Here is a 26,027-nt window from a genome sequence, read left to right as displayed (position 1 = left end):
GCGATTTATCCCCAATCCCGATGCGGCGAGCAGAAATAAATGGCCGCCCTACGCATCGAGCATCCGCATGATTTCGGCTTCGGGATCATCGGCACCGAAAATGCTGCTCCCGGCCACCAGCACATCGGCCCCGGCGGCATAGATTGCGCCGGCATTACGGGCCGAAATGCCGCCGTCGACCTCGATGAGCATTTCGAGACCCTGTTCTCGGGCCATAGCCCGCAGGTCGGCAATTTTCTGCAACGATTCAGGAATGAACGCCTGACCGCCGAAACCGGGTTCGACGCTCATGACGAGCACCATGTCGACCAGCGGCAGGATGTCGCGCAACACTTCGACCGGCGTAGCAGGCTTGACGGAGATACCCGCGCGCGCGCCGGCCCGGCGAATGCGGTCGATACAGCCCCGCACATCGTCGGCAGCCTCATAATGAAACGTGACGATGTCGGCCCCGGCCTCCGCGAACCGCTCCGCGTAACGCTCCGGCTCCACGATCATCAGATGCACGTCGAGACACTTGGCCGAAGCCTTGCGGATAGCCTTCAGCACGGGAAATCCGAACGAGATGTTAGGCACGAAGACACCGTCCATCACATCGATGTGAATCCACTGGGCGGCGCTGCGGCCGACCATGCGGGTGTCGCGGTCGAGGTGTCCGAAGTCGGCCGAAAGCATCGAAGGAGCTACGATACGGGGCATAGGGCGGATTTTTTTACAAAAATAAGAAAAATAAGATCAATGTCGAAAAGTATCTTTTCACTTGTTAAAAGAATTTCGGCAACGCCCGACCGGCGAACGCGCGCAAAAGCAAATTAAATTTGCTATTTTTGTCGGAGCCGAGTAGCAGGCAAAACCGACACTTTCAAAAATCGACGCAATCTACGGTTCGCACAAAAAACAATCGCATTTTTATGAATATGGAGACTCTTACTCTCATAACGACCATCTTGTTCGGCGCCCTCGCAGCGGCCTTGGCGGCCATCTGCAAAACACAGCGCCGCGAGACCGCACGCCTGGCGACGGAAAAGAACACGGCTGAAACAGCCCGCGAAAAAGCCGAAGAAGAAACCCGCATCCAGGTTGCGGCACGCGCCGATGCCGAAAAAGAGCTGGCAGCTCTGCGTGCCCGCACCGAAACCGAGCTTGAAGCCCTGCGCCGCCGTACGGCCGAGGAACGCGATGCCGAAAAGCTGCGCCGCGAAAAGGAGGAGGAAGCCCTGCGACTGCAATTCCGCAACTTGGCGACCGAAATCCTGGGCGAACAGTCGCAGCGCTTCCGTCAGACGAGCCAGGAGTCGATCGACCTGCTGCTCAAACCGTTCAAAGACAACATCGCCGACTTCCGCAAACGCGTGGAAGAGATCCACACAACCCATACCTCGCAACGCGGCGAACTGAAAAACGAGCTGCAACGGCTCATCGAGCTGAACCGCACCATCTCGGCCGACGCGCAGAACCTGACCGATGCGCTCAAAGGCAATTCCAAGGTGCAGGGAGACTGGGGCGAAATGCTGCTGGAAACCATTCTCGACAACTCGTCGCTGCTCAAAGGCATCCACTACGAAACCCAATACAACATCAAGGATGCCGAGGGGCGCAACTTGCGGCCCGACGTGGTGCTGCATCTGCCCGAAAAGAAAAACATCGTCATCGACTCGAAAGTCTCGCTCACGGCTTTCGTCAACTACACAGCCGCCGACACCGAAGAGGAGCGCCGCCACCACATGGCCGCGCATGTGGCTTCGGTGCGTCAACACGTCGCGGAGCTGGGGCGCAAGGAATACCAACGACTGCTCGACTCGCCGGATTTCGTCATCATGTTCGTGCCCAACGAACCAGCATTTCTTGCTGCATTACAGAACGATACATCGATCTGGGCCGACGCCTACGAAAAAAAAGTCATCGTCTCGTCGCCTACGAACCTTTTCGCACTGCTCAAATTGGTAGCCGACCTCTGGAAATACAACGACCAGGACAAAAATACCAAAGAAATAGCAGCCTGCGGACTGAAACTCTACGAACAGCTGGTGGCTTTTACCTCCTCGCTCGAAGGGGTCGGGGCGGCCCTGGACAAGGCGCGCGACGCCTACGACGACGCCCACAAACGTCTCTGCACGGGCAACGACAACATCATCCGTGTGGGCGAACGCCTGCGCAAAACCGCCCGGCTGCAAACCAAGCGCCAGCACGCTGCCCGCACGCTGGAATTGTCCGGCAGCGAAGAGGATTCGCCGGGCACACCGGGCACACCGAATCCATAGGGCGCCACCCAAAAGACACTCGGACAATATAGCACCCTAACACCGCAACAGCACGCAATCAACTATTTATAAGCGGATTTCAACATCATAGCCGTGTCGACAGCCCTTTGTCGGCAACGGAATATTAATGTCCGGTTACTTCCGGACAGCAGCGCCCCAACTTCGCCGGAGCCGACAGGCGATACCGGGAGTGGCATCGCGGGCCAACATCGCCATAAGATCGTCCCATGTTTCGATGACCCACGGAACCTGTTCGCAGCAACCCCGCAGCACTTCGACGGCCCCGATGCGTACGGCCACCTTGGAAGCCGGGTCGACGGCCCAGGCACCGGCAGTCTCGGCAATACGCCCGAGCGCATCGGCAAAATTCGCACGGAACCGCCCCGAGAGCGCCGCGATCAGTTCCGGCCGAGTCAAAACAGTTTTTTCTTCGAAGTCGTAACGACGAAATCCTTCAGATAGAAAGGTTCGAAGTAGGCAACATCCTCCGTGCGACCCGCATCGAGTGCCTGCTGGGCCAGTCGGGCCAGCCCCCGGGCGGACGGTGCCACTTCGACCAGCCGGGCGTCGGGCAGCAGGTCGGCGCACTTGCGGGCGCCGTTGCCGAAGATGACGAACGGCCGCCCCGAGCGGCGGAACGCGGCGAAACTCTCGCCGTCGACTACCTCGGCCGCCACCTCGTTCTGCGGCACACCTGCGCTGTCGAAAACCTGGGCATAGACCTCCATGCGCCGGGCGTCCACCATCGGACACAACAAAGCGCGATCCCAATCGTCGACCGACAGAATGCCGGCTTCGTGATCTTCGCGCGCCACCTCGACCAAAGCATCGAGCGACCCCACGGCGATCAACGGTTTGCCGAGACCGTAGCACAACCCTTTGGCCAGCGACACGCCGATCCGCAACCCCGTATAGGAACCCGGCCCCTTGCCCACGGCCACAGCATCCAGATCGTCGGGTGCGATGCCGGTTTCGCGCAATAGTTCGTCGACGAACAGCGCCGCCTTGCGGGCATGGTCGCGCCCCTGGTCGCTCTCGCGCAGCGACAACAGCACGCCGTCGCGCGCAATCCCCACCGAACAGATGTCGGTGCCGGTTTCCATGCAAAGAATAAGTGACATAATCTACTGCCTGTTTGCGATCGTTCGGATCATCGTTTGAAATTTTTCATCGCCTTGTCCATTTCGCGACGGGCGTCGTTCTCCTTAAGGTACTCGCGCTTGTCATAGGACTTGCGGCCGCGAGCCAGGCCGACGACGACTTTCGCCAGCCCGCGCTCGTTCAGGAACAGCCGCAGCCCCACGATCGTAAGCCCCTTGTCCTGGGCGGCACGCTGCATCTTGCCGATTTCACGGGCCGTCAACAACAATTTGCGGTCGCGGCGCGGCGCATGGTTGTTGCAGGTGCCCCAAGCATATTCGGCGATGTTGACCCCGCGGATCCACACCTCGCCCTTGTCGAAATAACAAAACGAATCGGTCATCGACGCCTTGCCCGCACGGATCGACTTGATCTCCGTGCCGACCAGGACGATGCCGGCGACCCACTCTTCGAGAATCTCGTAATCGAACGTGGCGCGCTTGTTTCGAATATTTATTTTTTTCTGTTCGTTCATATTATGCTAAAACAATGATCCGCCCCGATCGGGTGTGCCCAGCCCGAACCGCCTCGACGCAATTCGGCCGGCCGCACTCCGCACGAACCGGCAGACCAGGAAACGACGGATCGAAAGTATTAAAAAAAGTATAAAAGTCTGCCATCGTATTCAAAAACGGCACATCATTTGCAATTTTCAGTCGCAGGGGTGGGAATCGGTTCAAGATAACCAATTCTTTTATCTTTGATATGTTTTACACATCTTTCTGTTTATTTTCTGTTTGCACACGGTATGCGCAGTGATGCGTATACGACCCGAATCCCGCCCCTTTTTTCAACCGATCTTCCGCGGTCTGCGAACGACATTTCCAGCGCCGGCCGCTTCACAATATCAGCCGCTGCAACTTCTTGGCCATCGTTACCTTGGCCCGGTTGAGCGCCGAAAGGCGCTGCATCACGTCGCTCTGCACCTCCTCGGAAAGCTCCGCGTCGTCCAGCCGGGTCTGCAACTCCTTGATCATTCCCTCAATAACCTTGGTCTTGTAGAGCGCCACAGCCTTAGGCACGCCCACAGCCAGCATTTCAGCCTCGCTTTCGACGTGCACCTCTTTCCGTTTCCACAACTCGCTGGCGACATAGTTGTCGTCTGAAAAGAGCAGGTCGACCGAAACATCGCAGACCTCGGGATCGATATGAGTCAAAAACACATGCGCCGGCACTTCGGCCCCTACTCCGAGTTGCTGCCACTGCTCCAGATAGGCCGCCCGAATCTTGTCGTACCGGACGTTGCGAAATGTCAGATCGCCATCGGCCAGCTCGTCGAAAATTACCTCGGCAACGTTGCAAGACACCATGTTGCGCCCCTCCTTGAAGTCGAACTTGCAATGTCCGTACTTGAGCAGATATTTGCACAGCTCGCGTTCCAGTGCATCGGTACTGCTGCCCGCCTCGACCTGCTTCACATACTCCACCTCGGGTTCGCGCGGAACCTCGCGCCGCAGGGTCGTCTGGCGCCGCACGAATTCGTCGGTCTCGCGGTCTCCCGTCGTCGACAGCCGCTTGCGGGCCACCTCCGAGATAAGAATCTGCTCGTCGATGTCCATGATGCGGGCGCACTCCTTGATGTAGACCGACCGTTGGATGGGATCGGGAATCTGCGCGATCGACTGCACCATGTCGCCGATGAGGGCCGCCTTCTTGATCGGGTCGCCCTCGGCATCCTGCAACAGCAGCTTGGCCTTGAAAGCCAGGAAATCCTGCTCGTTGGTGCGGATATACTCCTGCAACTCAGCCGCCGTATGGCTCCGGGCGAACGAGTCGGGGTCTTCGGGTTCGGGCAACAGCACAACGCGCACGTTCATGCCCTCCTTGAGGATCATGTCGATACCGCGCAACGACGCATGGATACCCGCCGAGTCGCCGTCGTAGATCACGGTAATGTTCTTCGTAAAACGATTGAGCAGCCGGATCTGCTCGGTCGTCAACGAAGTACCGGACGACGACACGACGTTCTCGACCCCGGCCTGGTGCATCGAGATCACATCGGTATAGCCTTCCACCATGATGGCGAAATCCTGCTGCTGGATCGCTTTCTTGGCGAAATAGAGGCCATAAAGTTCGCGTTTCTTGCTGTATATTTCGCTTTCGGGCGAATTCTGATACTTGGCGACCGACTTGTCGGTACGGAGCGTACGTCCGCCGAACGCCACGATGCGGCCCGAAATGTTATGCACAGGGAAGATCACGCGGTCGCGGAAACGGTCGTAGAGCGACCCGTCGCTCTCGCGCTTGAGCGAAAGCCCCGTCGAGAGCAGAAACTCCTCCTTATATCCCGCTGCCAGAGCATCCTTGGACATCTTGTCGCCTTTGGCTGGACAGAAACCCAGGCCGAATTTTTGGATCGTGGCATCGGTCATGCCGCGCGTCTGGCGGAAATAGGTCATGCCGACGCTCATACCTTCGCTCTCGTGCAGCAGGTAGCGGGCAAAATAGTCGGCCGCCCAACCGTTAAGCGCGAACATCGACTCGCGGTCGTCGTTGCGGCGCGCCTCCTCGGGTGTCAGTTCCTTCTCTTTGACCTCGATACCATAGCGCTTGGCCACCATCTTGAGGGCTTCAGGATAGGCGATGTTCTCATGCTCCATCAGGAAAGTCACGGCATTGCCGCCCTTGCCGCAGCCGAAGCATTTATAAACCCCTTTCGAGGGCGAGACGACGAACGACGGGGTTTTTTCGTTGTGAAACGGACAGCACGCCTGGTAGTTCACGCCCTTGCGCTTGAGCGTGACATAATCGCCGATAATATCCACGATATTGGCGGCGGCATAGATGCGGTCTACTGTCTCCCGATCGATCATGGACACAAAGGTACGAAGAATTCACAATTCACAATCCACAATCCACAATTAATTTCGAAGCCCGAGAAGGGCCGCGGAGCAGTTTTTGCGCACTTCCGCAACCCTCCACCGTTTCCGGACAGGAACCTGCGGGACTCGGCAACATGCGAATCATCCGCCGATCTTCGACTCCGAAAAAAACACAACCATGAATTGTGAATTGTGAATTATGAATTAAATTTGCGTCATGGACTTCAAACTCGTATCGGACTATGCCCCCACGGGCGACCAGCCCGAAGCCATCGCCCAACTGCTGGGCGCCATTCGCCACGGCTCGCAGCACAATACGCTGCTGGGCATCACCGGCTCGGGCAAGACCTTCACGGTGGCCAACGTCATCGCAGGGCTGAACCGTCCGACGCTCGTGTTGAGCCATAACAAAACGCTGGCAGCACAACTCTACGGCGAGTTCAAGAATTTCTTTCCCGAAAACGCCGTCGAATATTTCGTCTCCTATTACGACTACTACCAGCCCGAAGCCTACCTTCCGGCGTCGGACACCTATATAGAAAAAGACCTCTCGATCAACGACGAGATCGAGAAGATGCGTTTGCAGACCGTCGCCACGCTGTTGTCGGGCCGGCGCGACGTGATCGTCGTGTCGAGCGTCTCGTGTCTCTACGGCGCCGGCAATCCGGCCGATTTCCACGCCACGGCGATCCATATCGAGGTCGGACAGGTCGTCAGCTACAAACATTTCCTCTACAAGCTCGTCGAGGCACTCTATACGCGTACCGAACGCGACCTCGGGCCGGCAACGTTCCGGGTCAACGGCGACACGGTGGACATCATGGCCGCATTCGGCGAGTTCGGCAACCAGTGTTTCCGCGTCATGTTTTTCGACAACGAGGTCGAGGCCATCTACGCCATCGACCCCGTCTCGGGACAGCGGCTCCACGCGCTCGATTCGCTGACGCTTTACCCTACGAGCCTTTTCGTTACCACCAAGGAGCGCATCCATTCGGCCGTGCAGCAAATCTACCTCGACCTGGGCAAGCAGATCGAATTTTTCGAGCGCGCGGGCCGTACGATGGAGGCGCAGCGCATCAAGCAGCGCGTGGAATACGACGTGGAGATGATCAAGGAGCTGGGCTACTGCTCCGGCATAGAAAACTACTCGCGCTATTTCGACGGCCGGGCCGAGGGCACGCGCCCTTTCTGCCTGCTCGATTATTTCCCGCAGGACTACCTGATGGTCGTCGACGAAAGCCACGTGACGATTCCGCAGGTGCACGCCATGTTCGGCGGCGACCGTGCGCGCAAGGAGAATCTCGTGGAGTACGGCTTCCGTCTCCCCGCCGCCAAGGACAACCGCCCGCTGACATTCGGCGAATTCGAGCAGTTGCAGGGTACGACGATCTACGTGAGCGCCACGCCGGCCGACTGGGAGTTGATGAAGAGCGAAGGAGTGATCGTCGAGCAATTGATCCGCCCCACAGGCCTGGTCGACCCGCCGCTCGAAGTGCGCGTGACGCTCAACCAGATCGACGACCTGATCGAGGAGATCGACAAACGCGTGAAAAACGACGACAAGGTGCTCGTCACGACCATTACCAAACGCATGGCCGAAGAGTTGTCGAAATATTTCGACCGCGTGGGCGTCCGCAACCGCTACATCCACTCCGACGTCGACACGTTGGAGCGCATTCGGATTCTGGAAGACCTGCGTGCCGGAATGTTCGACGTGCTGGTGGGCGTCAACCTGCTGCGCGAGGGTCTCGACCTCCCGGAAGTGGCCCTGGTGGCGATTCTGGACGCCGACAAGGAGGGCTTCCTGCGCAACGTGCGCTCGCTCACGCAGATCGCGGGCCGTGCAGCGCGCCATTCGCAGGGCAACGTGATCCTCTATGCCGACACCTGCACCGAATCGATGCGCTACACCATCGAGCAGAGCAACCGCCGCCGCGAAATCCAGGTGCGCTACAACATGGAACACGGGATGCTGCCGCGGCAGGCGCAACGCAGCGGCACGGGCCAAAGCGCCCTGCTGGCAGGAAAAGCCGCAGCAGCCGAAACCGACATGACCGTATATCCGATCGCGGAAAACCACTACATGACGGCCGCAGACGTCCAGCAGACCTACACGGCCAAAGCCGGCGAAAATCTCGACGCCTTGATCGACCGGGCACGCGCGGATATGGAGCGGGCGGCCAAGTCGCTGGACTTCCTTGCCGCGGCAAAATTCCGCGACCGCATGTACGAATTGCAGAAACTACGCGACGAAAATAAAAAACAATAAAATATCCGGCACTGAATGCCGGATATTCACGAAGTCGCATATCTCGAATCGTTCAGACCGAGTCTATTTTGTCGGTTTATTTCCTCTGCGCCTTTCCCCCGCGGTGGCTTACTGCACCCTTTTCCCCGGTTTGTTTTCTCGGTTTATTTCACAGCCATTTCCTTTGTCGCAAGCCGTTTTCTCCGTCGCGCGGCCCGTTCTCCATCCGGAACGTAAAATACTTGGCAGCCAGATAGCTATAAACGGTAGTCACGCAGGTCGTCAACACCTTGGCTGGCGTAGGCCATACGCAGCATACCTCAACGAAGAACTTCAGCACCGCATAAGTCAGCAAGAGCGAGCCGCCGATCGAAAGGGCATACCGCCATAGCTGAGTCCTCGTACGCAAGGGCGACCGGCGAAACGCCACGTTGCGGTTGAGCCAGAAGCCGACGAAGAAAGTCAACGGAAAAACCAGTGCCAGCGCCGCAATGTGGGGCGACAGCACGAAGAACCCCAGATCGAAAAAACGATGGCCTACGATGTAGTTATAAATCAAGAAATAGCACGTCGGATCGAACAACACGTAGGTCATGCCGCCGCATGCGGCATAGCGGAACGTCTCCAGCGGCAACAACACGGCGACCGGCCGGACATAAAACCGGTCGATCGCCGCGGTTATCGCATCGGCCAAACGCATCAACGGCCCGTGTAGTTCCAGAGGCCCTGGAAGAAGCGGTCGCGGTATTCGGCCTTGAAACGGTTGCAGGCCGCCAAATCATCGGAGACGAAAGGCGCCACCATCAACTTGCTGCCGAACCGGTAGATACCGCAACGGAACGCCGGATCCATTCGATCGATCGCCGCGGCGGCACGAGCCGCATTTGCAGGAACGCTGTAAACTCCGGCCACAACATAATGGCGGCCCGAAACGAGCGAAGCCGGTGCCTCGGCGCTTCCGGACGGTTCGACAGCATATTGCAGGATAGCAGGAACCGGCACGGCCGGCTCGACAACCACGGGCGTCTGAGCCGCAAGCGAATCGGCAGGAAGCGTCGCATCCGGCTGCTCGGCAACCTCCGAACCCGACATGCCCATAGACGACTCCCAATCCGTATCACGCTCCGTATAAACGAAATAACCCACTCCGAGCGCCACCAAAATGGCGATCGCCCCGATCCAAAGCGCCCAATCGTATTTGCGGCGCTTGACCTGCACCGGAGCATGTCCCTGCGGATTGAGCACATGCTCGAAAGAAGGATCGGGAGTGAAAAATTTTGAGTGCAGTTCGCCCACGCCCTCGATAACCAAACCGTCCTCGACCGTGACATTCTCCAGCCAGCGGTCATAAATGGACTGCGCCGTCTCCGACTCGCAATGAGCCGCACGCGCGATTTCGTCGACCAGAGACACGCCCCGCTCCTGCGACGAGAAGCATACAGCGCAATACGGGGGTTCGACCTCTTGTCTGGATACTTGGCGGGCGCTTCGCTTCTCCACGTACAACGACCCCACGCCGGGCAAATAATACTCGCCCCCAGCTGCAAGCCGATTGGCTATCAAACGGTTGACTTGATCGATCATCGGATTTTTGTTCATCGTTTCTTCTTTTTAACGGTTTCGGCGGCGGAAAGAGCCTGAACCTGCACTTCAGGTTTGGAGACGCCCCGCCAGATCATGTAAATGCCCAATATAATAAAAGGTATGCTCAACCATTGTCCCATGTCGAGCACCCATCCTTTCTCGAAAGCCTCCTGTTCGGTTTTGATGAATTCGATAAAAAAGCGCGTCAGGAAAATCCCTTCCAGGCCGATGCCGAACAAAATTCCGGGACGCCGGCGCGCCAGATCGCGACCGAAATAGAGCCAGCACAGCAGGGCGAATGTCGCCAGATAGCACAAGGCCTCGTAAATCTGCGTCGGGTGTACCGCCGCAGGGGCGAACTCGCGGAGCCACTTGGCCGAACGCACGAACTCGAAGCCCCAGGGCAGCGAAGTCGCCGTGCCGAAGATTTCAGAGTTGAAAAGGTTGCCCAGACGAACGAAAGCACCGCCGATGCCGACAGCGATCATGATCCGGTCGAGCGACCAAATGTAGGGCAGCTTGTTCTTGCGCGAAAAGAGCCACAGACCGATCAGCAGACCGATTGCAGCGCCATGACTGGCCAGCCCTCCGTCGCGGAAGCCCGTGATGATCGTCCACGGCTCGCGCAGGTACTCCATCGTGTCGTAGAACAGGCAATGCCCCAAACGCGCACCGATGATAGTCGCCAGCGTACCATAGATGAATATGGACTCCGAAACTTTTTCGGGCAGTCCTTCGCGCTTGCAAAAACAATCGAAAAGTTTGGCGCCGGCCAAAATAGCCAGCACCCACATCACGCCATAATATCGGATGTCGAGCGACCCGATGCTGAAAAACACCGGATCGAAATTCCACACTATATAAAAAAATCGCATCATTCATTCCAAGTTTAGGGGTTGCCGACGAGCGTTCAACGTTCGTCCTGCCTATTGCACCTGCTGCAAATCGGCCTTTTTGAGCGTGAACGAGAACGTGCTGCCCACGCTCAACTCGCTGCGCACGGTAATCCGCTCGCCGTGGGCCTCGACGATGTGCTTGACGATCGCCAGCCCCAGACCCGTACCTCCCTGCTCGCGCGAACGGCCCTTGTCGGTGCGATAGAAACGCTCGAAAACCCGCGGCAAATCTTCCTTGCCGATCCCTTGGCCGTTGTCCTCGATCTCGACCAGAATCTTATCCAGCATGTCCCGGAAGCGGATACGCGTCGTTCCCTCCTCCTTGCCGTAACGGATCGAATTGATAATCAGATTGACGAACACCTGCCCGATAAAGTGCTTGTCGGCCACAGCCCAGAAAGGCGACGGCAAATTCTCGGCACCCTTGACCGAAATCTTGATCTTCTTCTTGTCGGCCTCCATTTCGGCTTGCTCGGCGATCTCCTTGGCTAATGCCACGACGTCGAAACGCTCCATGTTGAGCTGGTTCATGTTGCTTTCCAACTTGGAAATCGTATCCAGATCGTTGACTATATTGATAAGCCGGTCGATACTCTTCTCGGCACGCTCAAGGAACTTGCGGTTGATCAACTCGTCCTCCAGCCCGCCGTCGAGCAGGGTCGAGATGTAGCCCTGGATGTTGAAGATGGGCGTTTTCAACTCATGGGCCACATTTCCGAGATACTGCTTGCGGAAATGCTCGGCCTGCTTGAGCCGCGCGATCTCCTTGTCGTTGGTGTCGGCCCAGGCGGTCAGTTCCTCGCCGATATTTTCGACCCGCTTGTCTCGCAGTTCGGAGAAAATCTCGTTGGTATGGACGTCGCGCGAAAGGACGATGGAATAGATCGGCTTGAGTTTGTAGGCCACATACTTGCGGATGATGAAAAGCGCCACAAGCGCCATGACGACGAAAACTCCGGCCGCGACGCTCAACGTCAGCCACCACACCACGCCGAACCAGCTCGCTCCTGCCGCCACGATGATCGCAGCGAGCAACGCGATCCACAACGATGCGCCCTCTTTGGTTTTGATATTGACCATAAATCTACATTATACGTGCTCCCTCGCGCCCGCCAAACAAAGCAGCCGGCGACGGATACCTATTTATTATATTGTTGCATGAGACGGGCGATATACTTGCCCACAATGTCGAACTCCAGATTAACGACCGATCCGACGTCGATCCGACAGAAGTTCGTATGCTCGAACGTGTAGGGAATGATCGCCACACGGAAACTATCGGCCGTGGAGTCGCAGACGGTAAGGCTCACGCCGTTGACCGCCACCGACCCCTTCTCCACGGTGCACAGCCCGCCGCCCTGGGGTTCGTAGCGGAACGTGAAGTACCAGCTGCCGTCCGCATCTTCCTTGGCCGTGCAGCAAGCCGTCTGGTCGACATGCCCCTGGACGATATGCCCGTCGAGCAAGGCATCGGGTTTCATCGAGCGCTCCAGATTTACCAGATCGCCCACCCGGAGCAGCCCCAGGTTGCTGCGGTCGAGCGTCTCCTTCATGGCGGTAACGGTGTACGTGTCGCCCGCGATGTCCACAACTGTCAAACATACGCCGTTATGAGCTATGCTCTGGTCGACTTTCAGCTCCTGGGCGAAGTCGGCCCGAAGCGTAAAATCCTTGTTCTGTCGATCCGAACGGATGGCAATGACCTCCGCGGTTCGCTCCACGATGCCTGAAAACATTTTCCTACGTGCTGATTATCAGTTTGCCTTTTACCTTGTACACATTGCGTATGTCACTGACATTAAGAATTATATCGTCATAATTCTTGCTGTCGCCGGCGACCAGACGCAACCGATGTTCTCCATCGGCAGCGCGTACTATACGCAAAGTTACAATTTTTCGGCTGATAATCACGTATTCTTCGCCAGGAATAATTTCATCCCGCTCGATATTTTTTAAAAACACCACCGTTCCGGCAGGTATCGACCGCCCCATGGCACGCCCCGAATAGACCATCGCCAGGTCGCAGTCGCCCACCTGGGGCATTACCACATCGCTTTCCGATTCGAGGTGCCGGATGTTGGCGATCCCCTGCTCGACGTCTACATTGTAAAACGGAATCTGCACCCCCCGCAGCTGCTCGTCGCCGAACATCTGCCCATCGCCCGTCAGCAGCCACAACTTGTCGATCTGCGGGAACTTCGCCACGATACGCTGGGCTACGTCGAGCGAAATACCGTTGTTGCCGCGTTTGATCTGGTAAAGATTTTCGCCCCGGGCCAAACCGATGTGGCGGGCAAAATAGTTGGTCGACATATTCGCCCACTTGATTACGGCTTCGATTCTTTCCCAATTATTTTGCTTTTCCCGCATTTTGTTTCATAATTAAAAAAAATTCGTATCTTTGCGCATCCGGTCCCGTAGTTCAATGGATAGAATATAAGATTCCGGTTCTTACGATATGGGTTCGATTCCCGTCGGGACTACTTCAGGCACAGGTGTCGCAACAAGCGGCACTTGTGCTTTTTTTATCGAATGGCCACACGGCTCTTTTTATCATCGCAAAAGTAATAACAAATTCGTTTTGAACAACAAAAAATAGTATTTTTAAATCTTTTTATAGTACATTTGGTTTCACAAGACAGAATCCGCCGACCGGCAACCCCCTTTGTAAAAACGCCCGCACCCTATATATAATGTACCGCAAGCCGAACAAGAGCGGACAAACGCCATGCCGCAACGCGGCTGGAGATTCAAGGCAAAAGCGGCCCTGCAACAGAAGAAATGAGGAAAATACGTTTCCATCAACTTTTTTTTGCAATCCGCATCACACAATCCGGTATTTTAACGTTATATTTGGCAAACAATAATTAGAAACAGAACATCCATATGAGAAAAACAGTCTTATTTCTCCTCGCAGCCATTTGCGCCGTCGGTTTCGTCTCCTGCACGAAGTCGGACAACCGCCCCTCGCAGCAAATCAGTTTCGTGACCGTGCACCAGCGTGCCGTCGCCGGCGACTACTACTTCGAAACCGACACCCGCAAGACCATCTACCCGAGCGACAAAAGCCAGGTCGCCAGCTACGAGGCTACGGAAGGACAGCGGGCCTTGATCGCATTCGGACTGCTGGACGAGCCGGTCGACCGCTACGACTACAACGCCATCTTGTACGGCATCGTCGACATCTATACTTCCGAAGTCCGCATTGTCGGCAGTCAGGAGGAGTTGGAAGAACTCCCCGACGCCTCCCTCCTTCAGGTGGATAACCTTCAATTCGGCGGCGACTGGCTGACCTTGGGCGTGATCTACACGTTCGCAGACAACAAAAAACACAACTTCCACCTGATCGTCAACGAAGTCGAACCCCAGAGCACCGATTCGGCCTACCTCGATGTGGAACTGCGCCATGACAAAGGCGACGACACAGAGAACGCCTACTACCAAAACTACATTTCGTTCAACATTCACGCAATCAAACCTTTGCTCGAAGGCAAGAAAGGCATCAACCTCCGCTTCAAGGACGACAGCGGCCAGGACGCATACCTCAAGATCGACCGAGATTTCGAATAGCGGTTTCTTTCCGGGAACACAACGACCTGCTGTAAAGGCAGGTCGTTTTTTGTCTCGCCGACCCGATTCGAGCACGGCTTACCGCTGCATTATTTTTGTCCCTGGAAACGCCCTGCCCGGCATAATCAAGCCGACGCTTCCTTTTGCTCGATCTTGGGCTTCGGTTCGGCACTGCTCAAATAAATTTGGCATTGCTCTTACCTTACACTATCTTTGCATCATGTCTATCGTACGCAATACCGAAAGCGATCTCGAATTCGAGAACAAAATACGCCCGCAGGAGTTGGAAAACTTTTCCGGGCAGGAGAAGATCGTCGAGAACCTGCGCATCTTCATCAAGGCCGCCCTCATGCGGGGCGATTCGCTGGATCATGTCCTGCTCCACGGCCCCCCGGGCCTGGGCAAAACCACGCTGGCCAACATCATCGCCAACGAAATGGGGGCGCAGTTGCGGCTTACCTCCGGCCCCGTGCTGGACAAGCCGGGCGACCTGGCGGGCCTGCTCACGAACCTCAACCCGGGCGACGTGCTTTTCATCGACGAAATCCATCGGCTCAGCCCCATCGTCGAGGAGTACCTCTATTCGGCGATGGAGGATTACAAGATCGACATCGTGCTCGACAAAGGCCCGGCCGCCCGGTCGATCCAGATCGAGCTGGCTCCTTTCACGCTCATCGGCGCCACGACACGCAGCGGCCTGCTTACTTCGCCTCTGCGGGCGCGGTTCGGCATCCAGTGCCACCTGGAGTACTACGACGCCCCCGTGCTGGCCGGCATCGTCCGCCGCTCGGCCCGCATTCTCGACGTCTCGATCGACGACGACGCGGCACACGAGGTGGCCCTGCGTTCGCGCGGCACGCCCCGCATCGCCAACGCCCTGCTGCGCCGCGTGAGGGACTTCGCCATGGTCAAGGGCGAAGGGCATATCGATCTCGAAATCACGCGCTTCGCCCTATCCGCCCTGAACATCGACTCGCGCGGTCTCGATCGCATGGACAACAAGATTCTGGGGACGATCATCGAAAAGTTCGGCGGCGGCCCCGTGGGATTGAACACTGTGGCCACAGCCGTAGGCGAAGAAGCCGGCACGATCGAGGAAGTCTACGAACCGTTCCTCATCAAGGAAGGATTCCTCAACCGCACCCCGCGCGGCCGCGAAGCCACCGAACTGGCCTACAAACACTTGGGATACACTGCACCCGGATTCGGCAACTCCTTGTTTTAGAACCTCATGAACATTTCGATCGATTCTGGTCGCTGCATCCGTTGCGGGCGTTGCGTCAAAGCATGTCCGTCGTTGGTCTTCGGGCTGCATGAAGAACACCCCGTCACGGTCGACGCTCCGGAGAACTGCATCGTCTGCGGTCATTGCGCAGCCGCATGTCCGGCCGCAGCCGTACAGCATTCCGAGTTTCCGCCCGAAAAGGTGCACCCCGTCGACCGTGCGCAATTGCCGACGCCCGAACAATTGATGCTCTTGATCCAAGCACGCCGTTCGAACCGTGCCTTGAGCCACAAACCCGTGCCGCAAGACTACATCGACCGCATTCTGGAGGCCGCACACGCCGCCCCGACGGCCAGCAACCTCCAACAAGTGGGCTATACCGTGCTGACCGCCCCGGCCGATCTGCGCTTCGTCGTCGAATATACGCTCGGCTTCTGCCGTCGGATGCTGCGGCTGCTCGAAATGCCGGTGCTGGGAGCGATCGTCCGCCGATGCGTAAAAGGGGCCGGACGTTACCGGCTGTCGATCCATCGCCTGCTCGACGAATACGAACGGCACGGCCGCGACCGCATCCTGCGAGGCGCCACGGCATTGATTTTCATCCATACGCCGGCAGGCAGCCGTTTCGGTGCCATCGACAGCCAGTTGGCCTACCAGAACGGTTCGCTGATGGCCGAAGCGCTCGGCGTGAGTCAAATCTACACCGGTTTCGTGCTGACGGCTTGCAAAGCCGACAAAAAGAAACGGCTGGCCCGGCACTTCGGCATCGAGGGGACGATCCATGCCGGCATGGCGCTCGGCATGCCGGAGTTCCTCTTTCCCAGCCGCATCGACAAAAAGCCGATCGACATCATGAAAAAATAATCTGCGGGCGCGGTATTTGCTTCATGCTACGACAAAACGACATGGCATGAACTCCATTTCCGACCAGGAAGCCCTGCGCTACCATAGCGAGGGCCGCCCCGGCAAGATCGGCATCGAACCGACCAAGCCCGGACGCACGCAACACGATCTTTCGCTGGCTTACTCGCCCGGCGTGGCAGCACCGGCCCGCGCCATTGCGGCCGACCCGGCCGACGTCTACCGCTATACGAACAAAGGCAATCTGGTGGCCGTACTCTCCAACGGCTCGGCCGTGCTGGGCCTGGGCAACATCGGGCCGCTGGCCGCCAAACCGGTCATGGAGGGCAAAAGCATGCTTTTCAAGCGATTCGCGGGCATCGATGCGTTCGACATCGAAATCGACGAACACAACCCCGAGGCGTTCATCCGCATGGCCAAGGCCCTCGCCCCCACTTTCGGGGGCATCAATCTGGAGGATATCAAGGCGCCCGAATGCTTCGAAATCGACCGGCGCCTGCGCGAAGAACTGGATATTCCGGTCATCCACGACGACCAGCACGGCACGGCGATCATCGTCTCGGCCGCCGTTATCAACGGGGCGAGAATAGCAGGAAAAAACATCGGCAAGCTCCGCATCGTCATCAACGGAGCCGGTGCGGCGGCCATCGCCTGCGCCCGCATGTTCGTGTCGCTCGGCATCCCGCGCGAGCAGATCGTATTATGCGACAGCCGCGGCGCCGTTACCCGCTACCGCGACGACCTGAATCCGCTCAAACGTGAATTCGCCACGTCGCGCCGCCTCGCCGACCTGGGCGAAGCACTGCACGGCGCCGACCTCTTTCTGGGACTCTCCAAGGCCGACGTGCTGACGGCCGAAATGATCCGCACGATGGCCGATCATCCCATCGTCCTGGCGCTGGCCAACCCCGACCCAGAAATCGCCTACGACACGGCCATGCGCTCGCGACCCGACATCATCTTCGCCACGGGGCGGTCGGACTACCCCAACCAGGTAAACAACGTGCTGGGATTTCCGTTTCTCTTTCGCGGAGCACTCGACGTGCGCGCCACGCAGATCGGCGAGACCATGAAACTTGCCGCGGCACACGCCTTGGCCGAGCTGGCCCGCCAGCCGGTGCCCGAAAGCGTCCTGCGCGCCTACGGTCTCAATGAACTGTCTTTCGGCCGCGACTATCTCATCCCCAAGCCGCTCGATCCACGCCTGTTGCCCGTGGTCGCCGTGGCTGTGGCCCGCGCCGCCGTCGAATCGGGCGTTGCGCGGCGGCCGATCGACGACTGGGAAGCCTATGTCGAAGAATTGCGCCGGCTGAATCCGATGTAGCATGGTTGGCGGGTTTCCGTACCCCGAATCGATGCGAAGGGATGCAGGTTCGGAAAGTTTGCTTATATTTGCAAGGTTCCGATTTCTGAGTTCCAATGAAGAAAATCCTTTGCCTTGTTTTCGCCGGGTTGGGTGCAGCGGCATCCGCCGGCGCCCAGTCGCTTCCGCTTGCCTGTACCGAAGTAGGAACACAACTCGAATATGCCGACTACGATTCCCGGGGCGCGTTGACGGGTTACACGCAGACGGTCGTTGCTGCGAGCGAATCCGGTCCCGACGGGCTGATCGTCGAGACCCGCACCGCCCTGCTGGATGCTGACCGTCGGCCGGTCGAACCCGACAAAGGAGGCGACGCGCTGCAGACCGGCCGGCTTGTCGTGAGTGCAGAGGGGATCTGTCTGCGTCCGGACGACTGGCTCGATATGGTTTCCGGAGACGATTGGAAGGCTTCGGTCGAATGCCGGGGCGACAAATATCTCATTCCTGCCGTCCTGCAGGCTGGCCAGCTGCTTCCCGAGCTGGCGATGACATTGCACATCCGCACCGAAAACGGATTCAAGACTCAGGTGTCGATACGTATTTCAGATCGCCGGGTCGTGGCGCAGGAAACGACTACCGTGCCGGCCGGGACATATGAAACGGTGTGTCTGACCGAGACGGTGCATGTCAAATGGTCGGTGGTCGGGGCTGCGGCGCAGATCAGAACCTGGTATGCACCGGGCGTCGGCAGCGTCCGCGTCGAGAAACTGAACAAAAGGGGAAAATTCGAAAGCCGTTCCGAGCTGATCTCCGTGCTCCGTCCGCAGCGATAGGTGCCGCTGCGTTTTATGGCAGCACGAGCGCTGCGAATTCTTCGACCGCTATCGGCCGCACCTCGCAGTCGCCGATGCCGACCGGCAGGACGATGCGCAACACACCGTTCTCGTTCTTCTTGTCCTTGCCGACCTCAGCCAAGAGTTGTCCGACAGGCACCGGCGGTGTGAGTTCGAAGCCCAGAGCGCGCAGCAGCCCCACGATACGATCCCGGTCGGATGCCGACAGCACCCCCTCCCGCACAGCAACGTCGGCGATCATAGCCATGCCCACGGCTACCGCTTCGCCGTGGTTCATTTGCGACGAGCACTTCTCGATAGCATGAGCCAGCGTGTGGCCCAAATTGAGCTTGCGCCGCTCGCCGGTCTCGCGCTCGTCGCGCTCCACGATGTCGGCCTTCACACGGATCGATGCCGAAACAGCATCCGCCAGCAAGTCGGTATCCTTGCGCAGTGTCTCGAACGAGCTGCGCTCCAGCCGCGCAAAGAGGTCGGCATCGGCAATGACGGACGTCTTGACCGCCTCGGCCAGTCCGGCCCGAAACTCCCGGTCGGGCAGCGTGCGCAGAAGCGCCGGATCGCAAATGACGAAATCCGGTTGACTGAACGTTCCGGCCATATTCTTATAACCGTCGACATTCACGCCGTTCTTTCCGCCGACCGAGGCGTCGACCTGCCCCAGCAGCGTGGTCGGCACGAAACCGAACTCCAGACCGCGCATGTAGGTCGATGCGGCGAAACCGGCGACATCGGTCACGATACCGCCGCCCACGCCCAACACGAACGTTCTGCGGTCGACGCCCAGTTCGATGAAACGCCGGTAGAGCGTCTCGACCGTACGCAGGGTCTTGACCTCCTCGCCCCGGCCGATCACAGCCTTGTCGAAAGGCGCGAGCCACGAGGCGAAAAACTGCTCCGTCGCCGTGTCGCACACCACGACCGTGCGCCCCTCGGGCAAGAGTCCGGGCAGCAGATCGGCCACCGGGCCTATGTAGATTCCGCTCTGTTCACGGACATTGAACGCAGGCTTCATGCTTTTCGATTTTTTCAAGAAACAGACAAATTTAGCACAATTTACCCGGATTTTGCTACCTTTGCACCACAAAACCCATTTCTATGCAAAAACTGCGCAACATCGCCATCATCGCCCACGTCGACCATGGCAAGACTACGCTCGTCGACAAGATGATTCTGGCAGGCCATATCCTGCGCGACAACGCCAAACAAAACGGCGAACTCATACTGGACAACAACGACTTGGAGCGAGAGAGAGGCATCACGATTCTCTCCAAGAACGTATCGGTCATCTACAAGGACTACAAGATCAACATCATCGACACCCCGGGCCACGCCGACTTCGGCGGCGAGGTCGAGCGCGTGCTGAACATGTGCGACGGCGTGCTGCTGCTCGTCGACGCGTTCGAGGGCACCATGCCACAGACACGTTTCGTGTTGCAAAAAGCGCTCTCACTGGGTAAGAAGCCCATCGTAGTGGTAAACAAGGTCGACAAACCCAACTGCCGTCCCGAGGTGGTCAACGAACAGGTCTTCGATCTGATGTTCTCGCTCGACGCCACCGAGGAACAGCTCGATTACAAGACCATCTACGGCTCGGCCAAGCAGGGCTGGATGTCGCACAAGTGGAACGAGCCGACCGACTCGATCGTGCCGCTGCTCGACGCCATCATCGACGAGATTCCCGAACCGGCGATCGTCGAGGGAACGCCCCAGATGCTCGTCACGTCGCTGGAGTATTCGGCCTACACGGGCCGCATCGCCGTGGGCAAGGTCACGCGCGGAACCCTGCGGGCCGGACAGAACGTGACGCTGGCCAAGCGTGACGGCGTGACGATGCAGAAGACCAAGATCAAGGAACTGATGATCTTCGAAGGACTGGGCAAAAAGAAAGTCGACGAAGTACCGTGCGGCGAAATCTGCGCCATCACGGGCATCGAGGGTTTCGAAATCGGCGACACGATCTGCGACTTCGAGAATCCCGAACCCCTGCCCCCCATCGCCATCGACGAACCTACGATGTCGATGCTTTTCACGATCAACAACTCGCCTTTCTTCGGCAAGGATGGCAAATACGTTACCTCGCGCCATATCAAGGATCGTCTCGACCGCGAATTGGAGAAGAACCTCGCCCTGCGCGTGACGCCCGGGCCGTCGGCCGATTCGTTCAACGTCTTCGGACGCGGCGTGCTGCACCTCTCGGTGCTCATCGAGACCATGCGCCGCGAGGGCTACGAATTGCAGGTGGGCCAGCCCCGCGTGATCGTCAAAGAGATCGACGGCAAGAAGTGCGAGCCGATCGAGGAGATGACCGTCGATTGTCCCGAGGAACACTCCGGTACGGTCATCGAGCTGACGACCAAACGCAAGGGCACGCTCACGAACATGGAATCCAACGGCGACCGCGTGCGGCTGGAGTTCTCCATCCCCTCGCGCGGCATCATCGGCCTGCGCTCGAACATGCTCACGGCCACGGCCGGCGAGGCGATCATGACCCATCGGCTGAAAGGCTTCGAGCCGTGGATCGGCGAAATCGAGATGCGTACCAACGGCTCGATCATCTCGGGCGAGACCGGCACGGCCTACGCCTATTCGATCGACAAGCTGCAAGACCGCGGCCGCTTCTTCATCAACCCCATGGACCAAGTCTACGAAGGTCAGGTCATCGGCGAGCACACGCGCCAGAACGACATCACGGTCAACGTTACCAAGTCGAAGCAGCTGACCAACATGCGCGCATCGGGTTCGGACGACAAGGCCGTGATCGTGCCGCCCAAGGTCTTCACGCTCGAAGAAGCGCTCGAATACATCAAGGAAGACGAATACGTAGAAGTGACGCCCAATGCCATGCGTCTGCGGAAGATTCTGTTGCACGAGGTCGACCGCAAACGGGCGTCGAAATAAAACTTTCAGCCTATGTCCCACTTCATGCTTTCCCTGTGCGTCGGCGCCGCAGCCGGTCTGCTCGACGTAATCCCCATGCTGGCCCGGCGGCTCTCGCTGCGCTCGTGTCTCTCGGCGTTCTGCACCTACCTGTTCGCCGCCGTCATCATCTTCCACAGCAATCTGCCCTACCTGCCCTGGTGGGCCGACGGCATGGCCGTGACGCTGATGATGGCGCTGCCCGTAGTGCTCACATTTACCGGCAAGGAACGCAAGGCCACGCCCGTCGTCCTGCTCAACGCCCTGGTGTTCGGTCTGCTGATCGCCGTCGCGGAACACTTTTTGAAGTAGCATTGAAGTTATGAAAAAGATAGGTATCGCCTGCGACCATGCAGGCTACGAAATGAAAGAATTCCTGGTGGGTTACCTCGACGCCATGGGCTACGAAGTGCTCGACTTCGGCACCCATTCGCCCGAGAGCGTCGACTATGCCGATTTCGCCCATGCGCTGGCCCGGGCCGTCGAGCAAGGGGAACCGAAGTGGGGCGTAGCACTCTGCGGATCGGGCGAAGGCATGGCCATGACGCTCAACAAGCACCAAGGTATCCGCGCCGGATTGTGCTGGAACCCCGAGGTCGCCACGCTCATCCGCCAGCACAATGACGCCAACATCCTTGTTCTGCCGGCCCGCTTCGTCTCCAACGACGAGGCAGTGGCTATGCTCGATGCGTTCCTTGCCGCCTCGTTCGAGGGCGGCCGCCACGAGAAGCGCATCGCAAAGATGGGAGTGAAGGAGTGCTGAAATCCTGATTTTAGGACTCTCCGCAACGATTCGGATTATTTTTCCATCTTGTAAACGTAGGGCGTCTGCTTTTGCAGACGCTCTGCTTTTTGCGGATCGTCGAACAGCCCGAAGACGGCCGAACCGCTGCCCGACATCGACGCATAGAGCGCCCCGGCAGCCAAAAGGGTCTCCTTGGCGGCCCGAATCGCGGGATGCGCCGCAAAGACCGACGGCTCGAAATCGTTGGTTACCTCTCTCTGCCACTCCCCCACGGGACGGCGCAGCCGCTCGGCAAGGGGCACCTGCGGCACGCGGGGCGTCACGCCGGCATAGGCTTCGCGGGTCGAAACGCCCTCATCGGGCTTCACGATGGCGATCCACAATCCGCTGAGGTCGAGCGGCCAGGGTGTCAATATCTCGCCCCGACCGGTGCAAAACTGCGGAACATTCCGCACGAAAAAAGCCGTATCGCTGCCCAATGCAGCGGCACAGACGATCAATTCCGTTTCCGGCAAGTGCAAGTCGAACAGCTCGTCGAGCGCCAGCAGCACGGCCGTAGCATCGGACGAACCGCCCCCCAGCCCGGCGCCGAACGGCACCCGCTTGTCGAGCCGGATCTCCACCCCATCGACACCGTAGCGCTCGTGCATCAACCGAAAAGCCCGCAGGCAGAGATTCTGCTCGGGCGGGCAGTCGACAGCCGTGCCTTCGGTGCGGAACCTCACGCCGGAGCAGGCGCGCCGCGTCACTTCCACCTCGTCGAAAAGCCCCCGCACGGGTACCATCAACGTTTCGAGTTCATGGTAGCCGTCCTCGCGGCGACGCAGGATGTCGAGACCCAAATTTATTTTGCAGTTCGCATGCAGAATCATGCAACAAAGGTAAGAAAATTCGTAATTTTGTATATTATTGGGTTCTACAAATCTTAATATCGCATGCAATTCCGCACCGAAATAAAAATCGCGCCGCTCGGCACCCGCATCGACTACGCCGACCGCATCCTGCTGTTCGGCTCGTGCTTCGCCGACGAAATGCGCCTGCGGATGCGGAAAGCGAAATTCCGGGCCGCCGGCAATTTCACAGGCCCGCTGTTCAACCCGGCCTCCATCGCAGCCCTGCTGCGCCGCGCCCAAGACCCGGCCCGCGCAACAGCCGCCGAACTGCGGCAGGATGCCGACGGCTGGTGGTTCCACTACGACACCAATACGCTCTTGAGTGCCCCCGACCCGTCTACGGTGCTGCTGCGCTACAACGATGCGCTGGACGCTCTGCGCACGCGTCTGCCGGCTGCTCGCTGCGTCATCGTCACTTTCGGCACGGCCTGGGTCTACCGGCTGCGCGAAGAGGGCCGGATCGTCGCCAACTGCCACAAACAGCCCCAGGCACTCTTCCGGCGCGAACGGCTGGGCGTCGAACAAATCGTCGCCGAATGGTCGGAACTGCTCGCCGGGCCGCTGGCCGACAAGGAGACGATCTTCACGGTCAGCCCGGTGCGCCACATAGGCGACGGAGCGGAAGGCAACTCGCTGAGCAAGGCGACGCTCCGTGTAGCCATCGCGGAACTGACGGAGCGGTTCGACCGAGCGCACTATTTCCCGGCCTGCGAAATCCTCATGGACGACCTGCGCGACTATCGGTTCTATGCCGACGATCTGGTGCATCCCTCGCCGCAGGCAGTGGAATATGTGTGGGAGCGCTTCGCACAGGCGGCCCTGTCCGAATCGGCGCAGGCCCTGCTGCCCGAAGTCGAACGGCTGACCGCCTCCTGCTCCCACCGTCCGCGCCGCCCCGACAGCGAAGCCGACCGCCGCCTGCGCCGCCGCCTGCTCGACCGCATGGCCGAACTGGAACGCACGGCCGGCATCGACTTTTCGCACGAAACAGCACAATTTTGCGGCGACAAACCACGTTGAATTTTTGCAATTTCGGTTTCGCCGCCCCTGCTCTGCGCCGGCAAAATCAAATTGACACTTGCTTTTGCTCTCGCTTATTTCTATTTTTGTCTCTCGGAACACTCGAACAATGAAAAAACTCCTTTTGCTGCTTCTGGGCGCGCTCGGCGCCCTCTCCATACAAGCCCGCACGCCCCGCCCCCGGCTGATCGTACAGATCGTCGTCGGCTCGATGCGCGCCGAAGACCTCGACCGCTATGCAGCCCACTTCGGCGAAGCGGGATTCCGCCGCCTGACCGAACAAGGCGCCCGCTTCACGGGCGCGCGCTACGACTACCAGCAGACCACCACCCCCGTATCGCTGGCCACCCTGACCACGGGAGCCATGCCCTCGACCCACGGCGTGATCGGCTCCCGCTGGCAAGACTACACGGATAACTCGACCGTGTGGCTCACAGCAGGCCGCAAGGGCGACGGCCCCTATCATCTGATCGCCCCGACCTTAGGCGAAACGCTGGTGCGCCAGGTACCCGAGAGCCGCTGCGTAACGGTGGCCGCTGAAGCCGAATCGGCCGTAGTGATGGGCGGACGCACCGACCAGGTGTTCTGGCTCGATCCGCAGCATGCCGGCTGGACGACCTCCTATTACTATGCGGACTCCCTGCCCGAATGGATCGCCCGCAACAACCGTGAACACTACACCCTCTCCTATATCGCCACGCCGTGGCGCACGCTCTACGACCGCACCAACTACCGCAACACACGCCACTGGGACATCGTACCATCGGGCCGCACGCGCAAGGAAAACGACCGCGAAGCACCTGGCGCCAAGCGCCTTAAACTGATCAACGACTACGAACGGCTGCTCTACACGCCGGCCGGCAACACGGCCGTGCTGGACTTCGCCAAGCAGGCGATCGCGCAGTTCAAGCTGGGCGCCGACACGACGCCCGACTTGCTGAACATCTGCCTGGATGCCTCGCGCCGCATAAGCGAAGCCTACGGCCCCGAGTCGATCGAAGCCGAAGACATGTACTACCGGCTCGACCGCGACCTGGCCGACTTCCTGACCTTCCTTTTCGCCCAAGTGGAAAACGACGAGGCGGTCGTGATCCTCACGTCGGATCATGGCACCAGTCCTTCCTACGACCTGGCCGCCACGCAGGCCGACCGATTCAACGCCCGTCAGTTCGAAGTGATCGTCAACGGCTTCCTCAACGTCCGCTACGGCGCGGGCAACTGGGTAACCGACTACTCAGGCAGCTGCATCCGACTGAATCACAACCTGATATACGAACGCGGGCTGAACCTTGCAGAAGTGCAGAACGAAGTGGCGATCTTCGCCATGCAGTTCGAAGGGGTTTCGCACGCGCTGGCCGCCACGGCCATGCGCACGAGCTACTTCGGCAGCGGCTATGCCCGGCGCCTGCAAAACAGCTTCTATCCCCGCCGGTCGGGCGACGTGATTCTCAATCTGATGCCCGGCTGGATCGAAGAACGCGACCGCTGCCACTCCTCGTCGGGATCGATGTACGGCTACGACACGGAAGTGCCGCTGCTTTTCTACGGCACGGGAATCGCATCGCAACGCATCCGACGCCGTGTAGACATGACCGCCATAGCTCCGACCGTGGCGCGCCTGCTGGAAATTTCCGAGCCGGCAGCCTCCGAAGGCGAGGTGCTGGAAGAGATAACCGAATAAACAACGAC

25 protein-coding genes and 1 tRNA gene are annotated in these 26,027 nt (G+C 58.8%); 13 read left to right on the top strand and 13 right to left on the bottom strand.

Features of this window, described 5'->3' with window-relative positions; all coding sequences use genetic code 11:
- Positions 1 to 48: 48 nt before the first annotated feature.
- Positions 49 to 699 (bottom strand): ribulose-phosphate 3-epimerase, encoded by a 651-nt coding sequence (gene rpe / locus QZ298_RS04115; protein ID WP_296005592.1) that lies wholly within the window; start codon positions 697 to 699, stop codon positions 49 to 51.
- Between the two features lie 212 nt (positions 700 to 911).
- Here rpe and rmuC point away from each other — a divergent pair, with 212 nt between their 5' ends.
- Positions 912 to 2,261 (top strand): DNA recombination protein RmuC, encoded by a 1,350-nt coding sequence (rmuC, locus tag QZ298_RS04110; protein WP_296005588.1) that lies wholly within the window; start codon positions 912 to 914, stop codon positions 2,259 to 2,261.
- 135 nt (positions 2,262 to 2,396) lie between these two features.
- Here rmuC and QZ298_RS04105 read toward each other — a convergent pair whose 3' ends face one another.
- From QZ298_RS04105 to dnaG, 4 genes are all read right to left on the bottom strand, one after another.
- A complete protein-coding gene (locus QZ298_RS04105) occupies positions 2,397 to 2,678 on the bottom strand; it encodes a hypothetical protein (RefSeq protein ID WP_296005586.1) in 282 nt (93 codons plus the stop codon).
- Positions 2,675 to 3,382 (bottom strand): tRNA (adenosine(37)-N6)-threonylcarbamoyltransferase complex dimerization subunit type 1 TsaB, encoded by a 708-nt coding sequence (gene tsaB / locus QZ298_RS04100; protein WP_296005582.1) that lies wholly within the window; start codon positions 3,380 to 3,382, stop codon positions 2,675 to 2,677. The genes QZ298_RS04105 and tsaB overlap by 4 nt, the downstream gene beginning before the upstream one ends.
- Positions 3,383 to 3,411: 29 nt before the next feature.
- The gene (smpB, locus tag QZ298_RS04095; RefSeq protein WP_296005578.1) at positions 3,412 to 3,876 is read right to left on the bottom strand and encodes an SsrA-binding protein SmpB; all 465 of its coding nucleotides are present in this window, start codon (positions 3,874 to 3,876) and stop codon (positions 3,412 to 3,414) included.
- A 364-nt stretch (positions 3,877 to 4,240) separates the two neighbouring features.
- On the bottom strand, positions 4,241 to 6,214 hold the full coding sequence (gene dnaG, locus QZ298_RS04090) for a DNA primase (protein WP_296005774.1): 1,974 nt from the start codon (positions 6,212 to 6,214) through the stop codon (positions 4,241 to 4,243).
- Between the two features lie 226 nt (positions 6,215 to 6,440).
- Here dnaG and uvrB point away from each other — a divergent pair, with 226 nt between their 5' ends.
- Entirely contained in the window at positions 6,441 to 8,492 is a 2,052-nt protein-coding gene (uvrB, locus tag QZ298_RS04085; protein ID WP_296005577.1) for an excinuclease ABC subunit UvrB, read from the top strand.
- Between the two features lie 148 nt (positions 8,493 to 8,640).
- On the opposite strand, the gene QZ298_RS04080 is transcribed toward uvrB, so the two are convergent.
- Genes QZ298_RS04080 through QZ298_RS04055 form a run of 6 tightly spaced genes read right to left on the bottom strand, consistent with a single transcriptional unit; the run spans position 8,641 to position 13,321 of the window.
- Positions 8,641 to 9,171, bottom strand: a complete 531-nt coding sequence (locus QZ298_RS04080; RefSeq protein ID WP_296005771.1) for a GtrA family protein — start codon at positions 9,169 to 9,171, stop codon at positions 8,641 to 8,643.
- On the bottom strand, positions 9,171 to 10,070 hold the full coding sequence (locus QZ298_RS04075) for a hypothetical protein (protein ID WP_296005574.1): 900 nt from the start codon (positions 10,068 to 10,070) through the stop codon (positions 9,171 to 9,173). Before QZ298_RS04075 ends, QZ298_RS04080 begins: the two co-directional genes overlap by 1 nt.
- Positions 10,067 to 10,933 (bottom strand): prolipoprotein diacylglyceryl transferase, encoded by an 867-nt coding sequence (gene lgt / locus QZ298_RS04070; protein ID WP_296005573.1) that lies wholly within the window; start codon positions 10,931 to 10,933, stop codon positions 10,067 to 10,069. The genes QZ298_RS04075 and lgt overlap by 4 nt, the downstream gene beginning before the upstream one ends.
- A gap of 48 nt (positions 10,934 to 10,981) precedes the next feature.
- Positions 10,982 to 12,031: an ATP-binding protein gene (locus QZ298_RS04065; RefSeq protein WP_296005571.1), complete on the bottom strand. Its 1,050-nt coding sequence runs from the start codon at positions 12,029 to 12,031 to the stop codon at positions 10,982 to 10,984.
- A 59-nt stretch (positions 12,032 to 12,090) separates the two neighbouring features.
- Positions 12,091 to 12,687 (bottom strand): riboflavin synthase, encoded by a 597-nt coding sequence (locus tag QZ298_RS04060; protein ID WP_296005567.1) that lies wholly within the window; start codon positions 12,685 to 12,687, stop codon positions 12,091 to 12,093.
- A 4-nt stretch (positions 12,688 to 12,691) separates the two neighbouring features.
- Complete coding sequence (locus tag QZ298_RS04055) at positions 12,692 to 13,321, bottom strand: hypothetical protein (protein ID WP_363323887.1); 630 nt, start codon at positions 13,319 to 13,321, stop codon at positions 12,692 to 12,694.
- Between the two features lie 41 nt (positions 13,322 to 13,362).
- Here QZ298_RS04055 and QZ298_RS04050 point away from each other — a divergent pair.
- From QZ298_RS04050 to QZ298_RS04025, 6 genes are all read left to right on the top strand, one after another.
- Positions 13,363 to 13,434 (top strand) — tRNA-Arg (locus tag QZ298_RS04050).
- A gap of 403 nt (positions 13,435 to 13,837) precedes the next feature.
- Positions 13,838 to 14,521 (top strand): NigD-like C-terminal domain-containing protein, encoded by a 684-nt coding sequence (locus tag QZ298_RS04045; RefSeq protein WP_296005561.1) that lies wholly within the window; start codon positions 13,838 to 13,840, stop codon positions 14,519 to 14,521.
- A 220-nt stretch (positions 14,522 to 14,741) separates the two neighbouring features.
- Positions 14,742 to 15,746: a Holliday junction branch migration DNA helicase RuvB gene (gene ruvB / locus QZ298_RS04040; protein WP_296005559.1), complete on the top strand. Its 1,005-nt coding sequence runs from the start codon at positions 14,742 to 14,744 to the stop codon at positions 15,744 to 15,746.
- 6 nt (positions 15,747 to 15,752) lie between these two features.
- Complete coding sequence (locus tag QZ298_RS04035) at positions 15,753 to 16,610, top strand: nitroreductase family protein (protein WP_296005558.1); 858 nt, start codon at positions 15,753 to 15,755, stop codon at positions 16,608 to 16,610.
- Positions 16,611 to 16,656: 46 nt separating this feature from the next.
- On the top strand, positions 16,657 to 17,931 hold the full coding sequence (locus QZ298_RS04030) for a malic enzyme-like NAD(P)-binding protein (protein WP_296005556.1): 1,275 nt from the start codon (positions 16,657 to 16,659) through the stop codon (positions 17,929 to 17,931).
- Between the two features lie 95 nt (positions 17,932 to 18,026).
- Positions 18,027 to 18,743, top strand: coding sequence for a hypothetical protein (locus QZ298_RS04025; RefSeq protein WP_296005555.1), 717 nt, complete (start codon positions 18,027 to 18,029; stop codon positions 18,741 to 18,743).
- A 13-nt stretch (positions 18,744 to 18,756) separates the two neighbouring features.
- Here QZ298_RS04025 and aroB read toward each other — a convergent pair whose 3' ends face one another.
- Entirely contained in the window at positions 18,757 to 19,794 is a 1,038-nt protein-coding gene (gene aroB / locus QZ298_RS04020; protein ID WP_296005553.1) for a 3-dehydroquinate synthase, read from the bottom strand.
- Positions 19,795 to 19,859: 65 nt separating this feature from the next.
- Here aroB and typA point away from each other — a divergent pair, with 65 nt between their 5' ends.
- Genes typA through rpiB form a run of 3 tightly spaced genes read left to right on the top strand, consistent with a single transcriptional unit; the run spans position 19,860 to position 22,443 of the window.
- Complete coding sequence (typA, locus tag QZ298_RS04015; protein ID WP_296005551.1) at positions 19,860 to 21,662, top strand: translational GTPase TypA; 1,803 nt, start codon at positions 19,860 to 19,862, stop codon at positions 21,660 to 21,662.
- A gap of 12 nt (positions 21,663 to 21,674) precedes the next feature.
- Entirely contained in the window at positions 21,675 to 21,992 is a 318-nt protein-coding gene (locus tag QZ298_RS04010; RefSeq protein ID WP_296005548.1) for a hypothetical protein, read from the top strand.
- A 10-nt stretch (positions 21,993 to 22,002) separates the two neighbouring features.
- A complete protein-coding gene (gene rpiB, locus QZ298_RS04005) occupies positions 22,003 to 22,443 on the top strand; it encodes a ribose 5-phosphate isomerase B (protein WP_296005546.1) in 441 nt (146 codons plus the stop codon).
- 35 nt (positions 22,444 to 22,478) lie between these two features.
- Here the strand turns inward: rpiB and ispE are convergent, their stop codons facing one another.
- Positions 22,479 to 23,297, bottom strand: coding sequence for a 4-(cytidine 5'-diphospho)-2-C-methyl-D-erythritol kinase (gene ispE, locus QZ298_RS04000; RefSeq protein WP_296005544.1), 819 nt, complete (start codon positions 23,295 to 23,297; stop codon positions 22,479 to 22,481).
- A gap of 63 nt (positions 23,298 to 23,360) precedes the next feature.
- On the opposite strand from ispE, the gene QZ298_RS03995 reads away from it, so the two are divergent.
- Entirely contained in the window at positions 23,361 to 24,338 is a 978-nt protein-coding gene (locus tag QZ298_RS03995; protein ID WP_296005541.1) for a GSCFA domain-containing protein, read from the top strand.
- Between the two features lie 109 nt (positions 24,339 to 24,447).
- On the top strand, positions 24,448 to 26,019 hold the full coding sequence (locus QZ298_RS03990; RefSeq protein ID WP_296005540.1) for an alkaline phosphatase family protein: 1,572 nt from the start codon (positions 24,448 to 24,450) through the stop codon (positions 26,017 to 26,019).
- Positions 26,020 to 26,027 lie beyond the last annotated feature (8 nt).

The organism is uncultured Alistipes sp., assembly GCF_910580175.1.
Classification (GTDB): domain Bacteria; phylum Bacteroidota; class Bacteroidia; order Bacteroidales; family Rikenellaceae; genus Alistipes.
This window is presented reverse-complemented; position numbering and strand designations above follow the sequence as displayed.

Excerpts from the sequence above, each read along its gene's own strand:
- rpe (WP_296005592.1), bottom strand. The coding sequence starts at position 699 with ATGCCCCGTATCGTAGCTCCTTCGATGCTTTCGGCCGACTTCGGACAC.
- rmuC (WP_296005588.1), top strand. The coding sequence starts at position 912 with ATGAATATGGAGACTCTTACTCTCATAACGACCATCTTGTTCGGCGCC.
- tsaB (WP_296005582.1), bottom strand. The coding sequence starts at position 3,382 with ATGTCACTTATTCTTTGCATGGAAACCGGCACCGACATCTGTTCGGTG.
- smpB (WP_296005578.1), bottom strand. The coding sequence starts at position 3,876 with ATGAACGAACAGAAAAAAATAAATATTCGAAACAAGCGCGCCACGTTC.
- dnaG (WP_296005774.1), bottom strand. The coding sequence starts at position 6,214 with ATGATCGATCGGGAGACAGTAGACCGCATCTATGCCGCCGCCAATATC.
- uvrB (WP_296005577.1), top strand. The coding sequence starts at position 6,441 with ATGGACTTCAAACTCGTATCGGACTATGCCCCCACGGGCGACCAGCCC.
- QZ298_RS04080 (WP_296005771.1), bottom strand. The coding sequence starts at position 9,171 with ATGCGTTTGGCCGATGCGATAACCGCGGCGATCGACCGGTTTTATGTC.
- QZ298_RS04075 (WP_296005574.1), bottom strand. The coding sequence starts at position 10,070 with ATGAACAAAAATCCGATGATCGATCAAGTCAACCGTTTGATAGCCAAT.
- lgt (WP_296005573.1), bottom strand. The coding sequence starts at position 10,933 with ATGATGCGATTTTTTTATATAGTGTGGAATTTCGATCCGGTGTTTTTC.
- QZ298_RS04065 (WP_296005571.1), bottom strand. The coding sequence starts at position 12,031 with ATGGTCAATATCAAAACCAAAGAGGGCGCATCGTTGTGGATCGCGTTG.
- QZ298_RS04060 (WP_296005567.1), bottom strand. The coding sequence starts at position 12,687 with ATGTTTTCAGGCATCGTGGAGCGAACCGCGGAGGTCATTGCCATCCGT.
- QZ298_RS04055 (WP_363323887.1), bottom strand. The coding sequence starts at position 13,321 with ATGCGGGAAAAGCAAAATAATTGGGAAAGAATCGAAGCCGTAATCAAG.
- QZ298_RS04045 (WP_296005561.1), top strand. The coding sequence starts at position 13,838 with ATGAGAAAAACAGTCTTATTTCTCCTCGCAGCCATTTGCGCCGTCGGT.
- ruvB (WP_296005559.1), top strand. The coding sequence starts at position 14,742 with ATGTCTATCGTACGCAATACCGAAAGCGATCTCGAATTCGAGAACAAA.
- QZ298_RS04035 (WP_296005558.1), top strand. The coding sequence starts at position 15,753 with ATGAACATTTCGATCGATTCTGGTCGCTGCATCCGTTGCGGGCGTTGC.
- QZ298_RS04030 (WP_296005556.1), top strand. The coding sequence starts at position 16,657 with ATGAACTCCATTTCCGACCAGGAAGCCCTGCGCTACCATAGCGAGGGC.
- QZ298_RS04025 (WP_296005555.1), top strand. The coding sequence starts at position 18,027 with ATGAAGAAAATCCTTTGCCTTGTTTTCGCCGGGTTGGGTGCAGCGGCA.
- typA (WP_296005551.1), top strand. The coding sequence starts at position 19,860 with ATGCAAAAACTGCGCAACATCGCCATCATCGCCCACGTCGACCATGGC.
- QZ298_RS04010 (WP_296005548.1), top strand. The coding sequence starts at position 21,675 with ATGTCCCACTTCATGCTTTCCCTGTGCGTCGGCGCCGCAGCCGGTCTG.
- rpiB (WP_296005546.1), top strand. The coding sequence starts at position 22,003 with ATGAAAAAGATAGGTATCGCCTGCGACCATGCAGGCTACGAAATGAAA.
- ispE (WP_296005544.1), bottom strand. The coding sequence starts at position 23,297 with ATGATTCTGCATGCGAACTGCAAAATAAATTTGGGTCTCGACATCCTG.
- QZ298_RS03995 (WP_296005541.1), top strand. The coding sequence starts at position 23,361 with ATGCAATTCCGCACCGAAATAAAAATCGCGCCGCTCGGCACCCGCATC.
- QZ298_RS03990 (WP_296005540.1), top strand. The coding sequence starts at position 24,448 with ATGAAAAAACTCCTTTTGCTGCTTCTGGGCGCGCTCGGCGCCCTCTCC.